Below are 12157 nucleotides of genomic sequence, written 5' to 3'. Positions count from 1 at the left end.
TCGCGCCCCTCCCGGCACCGGGCGGCGGGCCCGACCAGGACCGCCACCTCGCGCACGGAGCGGGGTCGTGAGTACCTAGCACAGTTCGGTAGCGTTGGCCCGGTGAGCGCCCACCCCGTGTCAGTCGCCCCTCAGACCCCCGTCGGCCGCATCCCCGTGCTGGCGGTGACGCCCAGCGTGGACGGAGGCCTGCGCCCCGTCTCGTCCGTCGTCGGGGAGCCGATACCTGTCGCCGCCACCGTCTTTCGCGAGGGGCACGACGCCGTCAACGCCTCCGTCGCCGTGACCGACCCCGCGGGAACGACGACATACCTGCCGATGACCTGCACCAACGTCGGCCTGTCCCGGTGGGAGGCGACGATGGTCGCGGACCGCGTGGGCCTGTGGTCGTTCACCGTCGAGGGCTGGTCGGACCCCTACGGCACCTGGCACCACGACGCGGTCATCAAGGTCGAGGCCGGCATCGACGTCGAGCTCATGCTCGAGGAGGGCGCCCGCGTCCTGGAACGCGCCGTGGAGCGCGTCGAGCGCGACCCGGAGCAGCGCGCCGTGCTCACCGGCGCGATCGCGGCCCTGCGCGACACCACCCGTGACCCGCGCGAGCGGTTGTCCGCCGCCGTGTCCGGTCCGGTCGAGCAGGAGATGACGGCTCGTCCGCTGCGCGAGCTGGTCTCCCCCGCTCCCGCCCGGTCGTGGCTCGTGGAGCGCCCGCTCGCGCTCTGCGGGGCGTGGTACGAGATCTTCCCGCGCTCCGAGGGGGCCTACCAGGACGAGGACGGCACCTGGCACACCGGGACGCTGCGCACCGCCGCCGAGCGGCTGCCGGCGATCGCCGAGATGGGCTTCGACGTGGTCTACCTCACGCCGATCCACCCCATCGGCAGGACCAACCGCAAGGGCCCCAACAACACGCTCACCGCCGGACCGCTGGACGTCGGCTCGCCGTACGCCATCGGCGCGGAGACGGGCGGCCACGACGCCATCGAGCCGTCGCTGGGGACCTTCGAGGACTTCGACGCCTTCGTGGCCCGGGCCCGCGAGCTGGGCCTGGAGGTCGCGCTGGACATCGCGCTCCAGTGCTCGCCCGACCACCCCTGGGTGAGGGAGCACCCGGAGTGGTTCACCACGCGCGCCGACGGCACGATCGCCTACGCCGAGAACCCGCCCAAGAAGTACCAGGACATCTACCCGCTCAACTTCGACGACGACCCGGCTGGGCTCTACCAGGCCGTCCGCGACGTGATCCAGGTCTGGATCGACCACGGGGTCACGCTCTTCCGCGTCGACAACCCGCACACCAAGCCGGTGGAGCTCTGGCAGTGGCTCATCGCCGACGTGGCCCGCGACCACCCCGAGATCATCTGGCTGGCCGAGGCCTTCACCAAGCCCGCGATGATGCACACCCTGGGCAAGATCGGCTTCCAGCAGAGCTACACCTACTACGCCTGGCGCAACGAGAAGTGGGAGCTCGAGGAGTACGTCCGCGAGCTGGCCGGGGACGCCGCGAGCTACATGCGGCCGTCGTTCTGGCCCACGACGCACGACATCCTCACGCCCTACATGCAGTTCGGCGGACCGGCCGCGTGGAAGGCCCGCGCGGCCCTCGCCGCGACGCTGGTGCCCACCTACGGCATCTACGCGGGCTACGAGCTGATGGAGTGCGTCGCCCGCCCGGGCGCCGAGGAGCAGATCGACAACGAGAAGTACCAGCTCAAGGACCGCCGCTGGGCGGACTACGAGCCGGGCGGCGCCAAGGAGGGTCAGTCCCTCGCGGGCTACCTGCGTCGCCTCAACGAGATCCGCCGGGCGCACCCCAGCCTGCACCTGCTGCGCAACATCACCTTCCACCACTGCGACGACGAGAACGTCATCGTGTTCTCCAAGACGGCGACGCTGCCCGACGGCCGGGAGGACACCGTGATCGTCGTGGCCAACCTCGACCCCCACTCCACGCGCGAGTCCTGGGTGCACCTGGACATGGGCGCCCTGGGCCTTGGGCCCGACGACGGCTTCGTCGCCCGGGACGAGATCACCGGCGCCGAGTGGCACTGGGGTCGGCACGACTTCGTGCGCGTCGGTCGCGACGGCGAGCCGGTGCACGTCATCCACGTGCGGAGGTTCTGAGCGTGCAAGGTCTGTCGGTCACCCAGCCCGGCCTCAGGCACGACCCCAGCTGGTTCCGCAAGGCGGTGTTCTACGAGGTCCTGGTGCGGGCCTTCGCGGACAGCAACGGCTCGGGAGCGGGTGACTTCACCGGCCTGATCACCAAGCTCGACTACCTGCAGTGGCTCGGCGTGGACTGCCTCTGGCTGCCACCGTTCTACGCCTCCCCGCTGCGCGACGGCGGCTACGACATCGCCGACTACCGCGCGGTGCTGCCGGAGTTCGGGACGCTGCCGGAGTTCACGGAGCTCGTCGCGCAGGCGCACGCCCGCGGCATCCGGATCATCACCGACTTCGTGATGAACCACACGAGCGACCAGCACCCGTGGTTCCAGGCCAGCCGGTCCGAGCCCGAGGGGCCGTACGGCGACTACTACGTCTGGTCCGACGACGACACCCTCTACTCCGAGGCGCGCATCATCTTCGTCGACACCGAGGTGTCCAACTGGACCTTCGACCCGGTGCGGCGGCAGTTCTTCTGGCACCGTTTCTTCTCCCACCAGCCGGACCTGAACTTCGACAACCCGAGGGTGCAGGAGGAGATGTTCGACGTCGTCCGCTTCTGGATGGACCTCGGCATCGACGGTTTCCGGCTCGACGCGGTCCCCTACCTGTTCGAGGAGGAGGGGCACAACGGCGAGAACCACCCCAGGACCCACGAGTTCCTGGCCCGGCTGCGGCGGATGGTCGACACGGAGTACCCCGGACGGATCCTGCTGGCCGAGGCCAACCAGATGCCCCACGAGGTCGTCGACTACTTCGGGTCCGAGGAGGAGCCGGAGTGCCAGATGTGCTTCCACTTCCCGGTGATGCCCCGCCTCTACTACGCCCTGCGCGAGGGAAAGGCGACGTCGATCGTCAAGGTCCTCGAGGACACTCCCGCCATACCGCCGGGGACCCAGTGGGGCACCTTCCTGCGCAACCACGACGAGCTCACCCTGGAGATGGTCGACCCGGAGGAACGGGCGGCGATGTACGGGTGGTACGCCCCCGACCCGCGGATGAGGGCCAATGTCGGCATCCGACGCCGCCTGGCGCCACTGCTCGACAACTCCCGCGCCGAGATCGAGCTGATCAACGCCCTGGTGCTCTCCCTGCCCGGCTCGCCGTGCCTGTACTACGGCGACGAGATCGGGATGGGGGACAACATCTGGCTGCAGGACCGCGACGCCGTCCGCACCCCGATGCAGTGGACGCCCGACCGCAACGCCGGCTTCTCCACCGCGGACCCGGGCAAGCTCTACCTCCCGGTCGTCCAGTCGCTCGTCTACCACCACAACAACGTCAACGTCGAGGCGCAGCTGGCCTCGAGCTCCTCGCTGCTGCACTGGATCCGCGGCATGCTGTCGGTGCGCAGGCACCATCCGGTGATGGGGATGGGCACCTTCGAGGTGCTGGCCGACGACAACGACGCGATACTGGCCTTCCTGCGGGAGATCCGTCCCGAGGACGCCACCGAGGACGGGCCTGCCGAGGTCGTGCTCTGCGTCAACAACCTCTCCCCACGCCCCCAGGGCACGCGCATCCAGCTCCCCGAGCGTTTCGCCGGCGCCCAGGTCGTCGACCTCTTCGGCGGGTCGGGCTTCGTGCCCGTCGACGAGCAGGGCCGCCTCGTCGTCACGATGGGCTCGCGCGACTTCTTCTGGCTGCAGCTGGTCCCCGCAGCCCCCACCACCGACACCGGAAACGAGTCCTGACATGGCCGGCATCTCCCGGATCGAGAAGGGCGCGACGATCACGCCCGACAAGCGCGAGACCGTCCAGGCGTGGATCGGGCGGCAGCGGTGGTATGTCGGGAAGGGCTCCGGCACGACCCCGCAGCTCGAGCACGTCGGCAGCTACCGCTTCGAGGACCCCGCCCACGAGGTGGGCGTCGAGACGCTGCTGCTGCGTGACGTCTCGGTGCAGCCCCCGGTGACCTACCAGGTGCCGCTGACCTATCGCGGGGCGCCGCTGGAGGGGGCCGAGGACGCGCTGGTCGGTGTGATCGAGCACTCCGTCCTCGGCACCCGTCACGTCTACGACGCCCCCCACGACCCGGTCTACGTCGCCGAGCTGGTCCGCACCGTCGTGGAGGCGGACACCGGGTCGACCCCGGACCACGGGACCCCCGACGTGCACGTCGTCGGGGAGCCGACGACGGCCCGCCCGCCGGTGTCGGTCCGCTCGGCGCGGGTGCTGTCCGGCGAGCAGTCCAACACCTCGATCATCGTGGAGACCGACGCCGAGCCCCTGATCGTCAAGGTCTTCCGAGTCCTGTCCCCCGGCGACAACCCGGACGTCACCGTCCAGACCGCCCTCGCAGGCGCCGGGTCGACGCTGGTGCCCAGCCCGGCCGGCGCGCTGCGCGGCCGGTGGACCCGCGACGGCCGTCAGGTCACCGGGCACCTGGCCTTCGCCCAGGAGTTCCTCCCGGACGTGCGCGACGCCTGGCGGGTGGCCCTGGAGTCGGCCGCCGCCGGGGGCGACTTCACCGGTCGCGCCCGTGCCCTCGGGGTCGCCACCGGGCAGGTGCACCGCACCCTGGCCGACACCATGGAGACGGCCGCGGCCACGGTCGAGGACCGTCGGACGCTGGCGCTGTCCATGCGCAACCGCTTCGTCCTCGCCGCGGAGGCGCACCCGCCGCTGCGGACCCAGGAGGCCGAGATCGAGCGGGTGCTCGGCGCGGCCCGGGACGCCGAGTGGCCCCGGCTGCAGCGCATCCACGGCGACTACCACCTGGGCCAGGTCCTCGACGTGCCCGGCCGCGGCTGGGTGCTGCTCGACTTCGAGGGAGAGCCGCTGCGACCGCTGCGGCAGCGCACGCGTCCCGACCTGGTGCTGCGCGACGTCGCCGGGATGCTGCGCTCCTTCGACTACGCCGCCGGGTCGGTCGCGCAGGAGGATCCGGCCCGCGCCGAGTCCGCCCGCGCCTGGGCCGACGCCGCCCGGGCGGCCTTCCTGGAGGGCTATGCCGAGGCGAGCGGCCTGGACCCGCGCCGTGAGCCGGAGGTGCTGCGCGCCCTGGAGCTCGACAAGGCGCTCTACGAGATCGACTACGAGGCCCGCAACCGCCCCTCGTGGCTGCCCATCCCCACGACCGCCGTCGCGCGGCTCGTGACCGCTGCGGCTGACGCCGTGCCGCAGGAGTGCCACGCCCCCGACGCACTGGAGGACGAGACTCCCACCGCGCCGGCCGAGGTCGCGGCGTCCTCCCCGACCCCGCCGGTCGAGCTGGCGGCGTCCACCCCGACCGCGCCGGTCGAGGAGGAGTCCGCGGAGGCGCCCACCGCCGGTGCGTCCCGTCAGGCCCGCAACGCCCCGGTCAGCGCCGCGGTGTCCGGGCTCGCGGCCCAGCTGGGCTCGACCGCCCGCCTCGTCGCCCGGTCGGCCCGGTCCGCCGTGCGGACCGCGACCACGGCCACCACCACCGCCGTGCAGCACGCCGCTGCGGACGCCCGCGCCACCGAGCCGGTCGACCAGACCCAGCCGAGCGCGCCCGATGCACCCGAGCAGGTGGACGTCCAGGACCCCGGCGACGCCGCGGGTCGGGAACCCTCGACCGTCGAGGCGCTCGAGCCGGTCACCTCCCTCGAGGCGCCCGAGCCGGTCGCGCCCGACCCCGACGAGACGACCACCGCCGAGCCCACGCCGGGCCTGATCGAGCAGACCCCGAGGGTCGACGAGGCCCCGGCACCCGGGGCGCCGACCCCGGCGACCACCGGTGCGGACGACGAGCCCGTCCCCCCGGCATACGGCCAGGAGCAGGACCCGGTCACCGACGCCCGGCCTCCCCGGGCCGTCTCCCGCCACCTGCCGATGCCCACCGACCAGATCGACCGTCTGGTCCACGGTCACCACCACGACCCCCACGCGGTCCTCGGCGGGCACGTCGGCGAGGGCGTGGTCACCATCCGCACCCTCAAGCCGCGCGCCGCGACGGTGGACCTGCTTCTCCCGGGCGGCCACCGCCTGCCCTTCGAGCACGAGCACGAGGGCGTCTGGGTCGCCACGATCGAGGGCACCGAGGTCCCCGACTACCGCGTGGCGGTGGACTACGGCGACGGGTTCGAGCACACGGTGGACGACCCCTACCGCTTCCTGCCCACGCTCGGCGAGATGGACATCCACCTCATCGGCGAGGGGCGTCACGAGCGGCTGTGGGAGGTCCTCGGCGCCCACGTGCGCGAGTACGACGGGCCGATGGGGGTCACCCGGGGCACGGCCTTCGCGGTGTGGGCGCCCAACGCCCGCGCCGTGCGCCTGGCCGGCGACGTCAACACCTGGGACTCCGGGGCGCACCCGATGCGCTCGCTCGGCTCGTCCGGCCTGTGGGAGCTGTTCGTCCCCGGCGTCGAGGAGGGCACCCGCTACAAGTACGACATCCTCGGCAAGGACGGCCGGTGGCGGGGCAAGGCCGACCCGCTGGCCCGGGCCACCGAGATCCCGCCCGCCACCGCCTCGGTCGTGGAGCGCTCGTCGTACACCTGGCACGACCAGGAGTGGCTCGCCCGGCGCGACGCCACCTCGCGCCACGAGGCCCCCATGTCGGTCTACGAGGTGCACCTCGGCTCCTGGCGGCAGGGACTGAGCTACACCGAGCTGGCGACCCAGCTGGTCGACTACGTCAAGGACCTCGGGTTCACGCACGTGGAGCTGCTGCCCGTCGCCGAGCACCCCTACGGCCCCTCCTGGGGCTACCAGGTCACCGGCTACTACGCCCCGACATCGCGGTTCGGTTCGCCGGACGAGTTCCGGCACCTCGTGGACGCGCTGCACCAGGCCGGGATCGGCGTCATCCTCGACTGGGTGCCCGCGCACTTCCCCAAGGACGCCTTCGCCCTCGCCCGCTTCGACGGGGAGGCGGTCTACGAGCACCCGGACCCGCGCCGCGGCGACCAGCCCGACTGGGGCACGCACGTCTTCGACTTCGGCCGGCCCCAGGTCCGCAACTTCCTCGTCGCCAACGCGCTGTTCTGGCTCGACGAGTTCCATGTCGACGGCCTGCGCGTGGACGCCGTCGCGTCGATGCTCTACCTCGACTACTCCCGCAACGACGGCGAGTGGCTGCCCAACGTGTATGGCGGGCGGGAGCACCTCGAGGCCGTGCAGATGCTGCAGGAGACCAACGCGACCGTCTACCGCCACCACCCGGGCGCGGTGATGATCGCCGAGGAGTCCACCTCCTGGCCGGGCGTCACCCGCCCCACCGAGACGGGCGGCCTCGGCTTCGGCTTCAAGTGGAACATGGGCTGGATGCACGACACCCTCGACTACGTCGAGCACGACCCGGTCCACCGGCAGTACCACCACGGCGAGATGACCTTCGGGCTCGTCTACGCGTTCAGCGAGAACTTCGTGCTGCCGATCTCCCACGACGAGGTCGTCTACGGCAAGGGCTCGCTGCTGCGCAAGATGCCCGGCGACCGCTGGCAGCAGCTCGCCAACCTGCGGGCCTACCTCGCCTTCATGTGGGCGCACCCCGGCAAGAAGCTCCTGTTCATGGGGCAGGAGTTCGCCCAGGAGGCCGAGTGGGCCGACGGCAGCTCGCTGGACTGGTGGCTCCTCGACCAGCCCTGCCACCTGGCCGCGCACCAGATGGTCCGGTCGATGAACGCGACCTACCAGGCCTCCCCCGCACTGTGGCAGCTCGACACCAGCGGCGAGGGATTCCAGTGGATCGACGCGAACGACGCCATGGGCAACGTCTTCTCGTTCGTGCGCTACGGCAAGGACGACGGCTCGGGTCGCGTCCCCGCCGTCGCCTGCGTCGCGAACTTCGCGGGCGCCCCGCACGAGGGCTACCGCATCGGCCTGCCCGGCCCGGGGGTCTGGCGCGAGGTCCTCAACACCGACGCCACCGAGTGGCACGGCTCGGGCGTCGGCAACCTCGGCCAGGTCGTCGCCGAGCCGGTCCCGTGGCACGGGTTCGCGTGGTCGGCGGTGATCACCTGCCCGCCGCTCGCGACCGTGTGGCTCGCTGCCGAGCAGGACGTGGAGCGCCACCGCGAGGTGTCCCGGGCCCAGGAGCGTCCCGAGCTCGTCGCGGCGGCCGAGGCCCGACGTGAGGCCGAGGCCCGTGAGGCCGGTGACGCCGCCGAGCGACCCGAGCTGAGCGAGACGTCCGCCGAGGGCTGATCAGCCCGTAGGCGGACAGGCCCCGGACCCGGCTCCTCGCCGGAGGTGCCGGGCCCGGGGCCTCGCGTCATACCGCGCCTGGTCCGGGGCGAACCCGGGCCGGGGAAACGGTCACTCGTAGGGGTTGGGCTCCGCCGGCACCGGCTTGACGACCGCGTCCCGCAGCTGGGGCCAGGTCACCGGGCCCTCGCCGGAGTAGGGCGGGCGAGCCACCCAGGTGCCGACCACCTCGACCCAGGAGTCCTTCGGCGGGGCCGGGGTCCCCACGACGCCCACCTTGAACGGCCGGGCGTCGGCCGCGCAGCACTTGACCCGGATGCGGGTCACCGCCCACCCGTCGCCGTCCGGGGACACGAAGCCGACGAGCCGCACCTTGCGACCGGTCAGGGAGGACTGGCTGTCGAAGGTCGCCCGGTCCACGAAGTCCGACACGTTCATCGACAGGACCTCGTCAGCGGGGAGCGGGTCGAAGGTGCCCGAGGGGTCCCCACCCATCTCGACCTGGGAGCGGTCGGCCGACCACGAGGTCAGGGGGGTGATCGGCACGACCGCCATGGCGACGAAGGGCAGGGCCAGGGCGAGCCCCATGCGGGAGGCGCGGTGGTCGTGGCCGTGGTCGTCCCCCGGGGCCAGCAGCAGCGTCACCCCGCAGGCGGCGAGGATGGCGGCGGTCGCGAGCAGCGGCCAGCGCATCGTCGGCCGGACGAGGTTGAGATAGGTGTCGTTGAGGACGATGCCCGCCGTCGTCACCGCGACGGCCAGCAGCAGGGCGGCTTGCACAGGACGCTTCACAGCAGCAAGGTTCCGATCCAGTTGGCGCAGTTGAGCGCGACGACGAGGGTGAGGGGGACGAAGACCAGGGCGAACTTCTTGCCGTAGGTCCCGACCTGCATGGCGATCAGCTTGATGTCGACCACCGGCCCCACGACCATGAAGGCCAGCTGGGCGAGCGGCGAGAAGGCCGAGAGCCCGGCGGCCACGAAGGCATCGGCCTCCGAGCAGACGGCGACGATCACCGCGAGGAAGGCGAGGGCCAGCACCGACAGCACCGGGTTGCCGGCGACGGCGCCGACCCACTCGGTCGGCACGACGACGTTGAGGGTGGCGGCGATCATGGCGCCGACGACAAGATAGCCGCCGGCCTGCAGCACGTCGTGGGACAGCTCGTCCATGAGCGCCCGCCACCGACCGTGCTCGTGCTCGTGCCGCTCACGGATCGCGAGCACGTGGTCCTTGCCGAGCCTGATCCACACCAGACCGACGACGACGGCCGTCAGCCAGGACGCGAGGAACCGGGCCGTGACCATGGTCCAGCTGCCGCCGAAGGCCACCGCGGTCGACGCGAGCACGACCGGGTTGACCGCCGGTGCCGCGAGCTGGAAGGTCAGCGCCACGGCAGGGGCGACCCCGCTGCGCATCAGCGCCGAGCTGACCGGCACCGAGGCGCACTCGCAGCCGGGCAGCAGGATGCCGGCAGTCCCGGCCACGGGGACCGCGGCCACGGGGTTGGCGGGCAGCGCGCGCTCCAGCAGCCGCGGCGGCACGAGGACGCTGATCGCCGCCGACAGGAGCACCCCCAGCACCAGGAAGGGCAGGGCCTGCACCGACATGGACAGCATCGTCGTCAGCCAGGCCTGGAGAGCGGGTCGGCCGGACATCACCGCGGCGACGGGCGCCCGGGACCACATGGCCAGGGCCGCGAGGACCCCCAGCAGGAGCAACGCCGGCGCCAGGGGGCTGCGGCGGAGGGCTGACAGGTCCACGACAAGGCCTTCCACGAGCGGGGAGTCACCGCCGCCGTACCCTGCGCTACATCGGCGCAGGTCAGCGGGCTAAGGCATGGTAGTGACAGACCGAGCCCGCCGCCATACCTGCTCGTCGGCGACAGTCGGCCCGACCCGCGAGGTGCAGCAGACCGGTCCGCTTGCGAGGATGAGCCCATGACCACGAACCGAGCTGGACAACCCGCAGAGCCCCGCGACCTGGTCGACGTGGCGCACCTCGTCACGGCGTACTACACCGGTAAGCCGTCCCCGGACGACGTCGACCAGCAGGTCGCCTTCGGGACCTCCGGGCACCGCGGGTCGAGCCTGAAGACCTCCTTCAACGAGGACCACATCCTCGCGACGACCCAGGCGATCGTGGACTACCGCACCGAGCAGGGCTTCGACGGCCCCCTGTTCATCGGCCGCGACACGCACGGCCTGTCCGAGCCGGCCTGGGCCTCGGCGATCGAGGTGCTCGTCGCCAACCACGTCCACGTGCTGGTGGACGCCGAGGACCGCTACACCCCCACCCCCGCCGTCAGCCACGCCATCCTGCGCGCCAACAAGGACAAGATCGGCGGCGTCGACGACCTGCCCGCCGACAGCGGTCTCGCCGACGGCATCGTGGTCACGCCGTCGCACAACCCGCCGACCGACGGCGGCTTCAAGTACAACCCCCCGCACGGCGGCCCGGCCGACACCGACGCCACGAGCTGGATCGCCGCCCGCGCCAACGAGTACCTCAAGGCCGGGCTCGAGGGGGTGCACCGCGTGCCGTTCATGGAGGCGCGGCCCCAGTGCGAGCCCTACGAGTTCAAGCGGATCTACGTCGAGGACCTCGAGAACGTCATCGACATGCAGGCCATCAAGGACGCCAAGGTCCGCATCGGCGCCGACCCGCTCGGCGGCGCGGCGGTCGACTACTGGGCGGCGATCGGCGAGCACTACGGCCTGGAGCTGACCGTCGTCAACCCGCTGGTGGACCCGACCTGGCGGTTCATGACGCTGGACTGGGACGAGAAGATCCGGATGGACTGCTCCTCCCCCTCGGCGATGGCGAGCCTGATCGCGCAGAAGGACTCCTACGACATCGCCACCGGCAACGACGCCGACTCCGACCGCCACGGCATCGTCACCCCCGACGGCGGCCTGATGAACCCCAACCACTACCTCGCCGTGGCGATCCAGTACCTCTACGGCGGCGCCCGCCCGCAGTGGCCGGCCGACGGATTCGTCGGCAAGACCCTCGTCTCCTCCTCGATGATCGACCGCGTCGCCGCCGACCTCGGCCGCCGCCTGGTCGAGGTGCCGGTCGGGTTCAAGTGGTTCGTGCCCGGGCTGCTCGACGGCTCCGGCCCCTTCGGCGGCGAGGAGTCCGCCGGCGCGAGCTTCCTGCGCAAGGACGGCACGGTGTGGTCCACCGACAAGGACGGCATCATCCTGGCGCTGCTCGCCTCGGAGATCCTGGCCACCACGGGCAAGACCCCCTCCCAGCACTACGCCGAGCTCGTGTGCCGGCACGGCGACCCGGCCTACGCCCGCATCGACGCCCCCGCCGACCGGGAGCAGAAGGCCAGGCTCAAGGCCCTGTCCCCCGACGACGTCACCGCCCGGACCCTCGCCGGCGAGCCGATCACCGCCACGCTCACCGAGGCGCCGGGGAACGGCGCGGCCATCGGCGGCCTGAAGGTGACGACCGAGTCCGCGTGGTTCGCCGCGCGGCCCTCCGGCACCGAGGACGTCTACAAGATCTACGCCGAGTCCTTCCAGGGCCCCGAGCACCTCGCGCAGGTGCAGCAGGAGGCCGCGAAGGTCGTCTCCGCGGCCCTCGGCCGGTGACCGGGGGCACCCGGCGTCTCGCCGGCACGCTGCTGCTCGTCCTCGGGATCCTGTGCCTCGTCGGCCTCGGCGTCCTGCTCCTCGTGCGCCCGGAGTGGCAGTGGTGGCTGCGCGGCTCGCTGGCCAAGGGGCTGCAGTGGGGCGGCGCCGGGCTGCTCCTCGCGGGCTTCGGCCTGCGGGCGACCGCCGAGGGCGACTGACCACGCCCGCGTCTCCCGATGGCGGTATGCCGCGCCCGTCGGCCCTGGCTGGTCGGCGGGCGCGTCCGT

The 12157-nt window shown here is 72.1% G+C and carries 7 protein-coding genes; 5 read left to right on the top strand and 2 right to left on the bottom strand.

What is annotated here, in order from left to right; translation table 11 throughout:
* The first annotated feature begins 102 nt into the window (after positions 1–102).
* The 3 genes from ACK2IS_RS05840 to glgB are packed head-to-tail and all read left to right on the top strand — an operon-like array spanning position 103 to position 8283.
* Positions 103–2124, top strand: a complete 2022-nt coding sequence (locus tag ACK2IS_RS05840) for an alpha-1,4-glucan--maltose-1-phosphate maltosyltransferase (protein WP_409485207.1) — start codon at positions 103–105, stop codon at positions 2122–2124.
* A 2-nt stretch (positions 2125–2126) separates the two neighbouring features.
* Positions 2127–3860, top strand: coding sequence for a maltose alpha-D-glucosyltransferase (treS, locus tag ACK2IS_RS05835; RefSeq protein WP_409485206.1), 1734 nt, complete (start codon positions 2127–2129; stop codon positions 3858–3860).
* A 1-nt stretch (position 3861) separates the two neighbouring features.
* Positions 3862–8283: a 1,4-alpha-glucan branching protein GlgB gene (glgB, locus tag ACK2IS_RS05830; protein ID WP_409485205.1), complete on the top strand. Its 4422-nt coding sequence runs from the start codon at positions 3862–3864 to the stop codon at positions 8281–8283.
* A gap of 111 nt (positions 8284–8394) precedes the next feature.
* Here glgB and ACK2IS_RS05825 read toward each other — a convergent pair whose 3' ends face one another.
* Both ACK2IS_RS05825 and ACK2IS_RS05820 read right to left on the bottom strand, forming a co-directional pair.
* Positions 8395–9075, bottom strand: coding sequence for a TIGR03943 family putative permease subunit (locus ACK2IS_RS05825; RefSeq protein WP_409485204.1), 681 nt, complete (start codon positions 9073–9075; stop codon positions 8395–8397).
* Positions 9072–10046, bottom strand: coding sequence for a permease (locus ACK2IS_RS05820; protein WP_409485203.1), 975 nt, complete (start codon positions 10044–10046; stop codon positions 9072–9074). Before ACK2IS_RS05820 ends, ACK2IS_RS05825 begins: the two co-directional genes overlap by 4 nt.
* A gap of 177 nt (positions 10047–10223) precedes the next feature.
* Between ACK2IS_RS05820 and pgm the strand changes: the two genes are divergently transcribed.
* Positions 10224–11888, top strand: coding sequence for a phosphoglucomutase (alpha-D-glucose-1,6-bisphosphate-dependent) (pgm, locus tag ACK2IS_RS05815; protein ID WP_409485202.1), 1665 nt, complete (start codon positions 10224–10226; stop codon positions 11886–11888).
* Positions 11885–12088, top strand: a complete 204-nt coding sequence (locus ACK2IS_RS05810; RefSeq protein WP_409485201.1) for a hypothetical protein — start codon at positions 11885–11887, stop codon at positions 12086–12088. Before pgm ends, ACK2IS_RS05810 begins: the two co-directional genes overlap by 4 nt.
* Positions 12089–12157 lie beyond the last annotated feature (69 nt).

This window comes from Arsenicicoccus dermatophilus (assembly GCF_046267915.1).
Lineage (GTDB): Bacteria > Actinomycetota > Actinomycetes > Actinomycetales > Dermatophilaceae > Arsenicicoccus > Arsenicicoccus dermatophilus_A.
The sequence above is the reverse complement of the archived record's forward strand: the minus strand, read 5'-3'. Positions and strand labels throughout refer to the sequence as shown.

What these genes read in the sequence shown, in the direction of transcription:
- glgB (WP_409485205.1), top strand. Translation starts at nt 3,862, where the DNA reads ATGGCCGGCATCTCCCGGATCGAGAAGGGCGCGACGATCACGCCCGAC.
- pgm (WP_409485202.1), top strand. Translation starts at nt 10,224, where the DNA reads ATGACCACGAACCGAGCTGGACAACCCGCAGAGCCCCGCGACCTGGTC.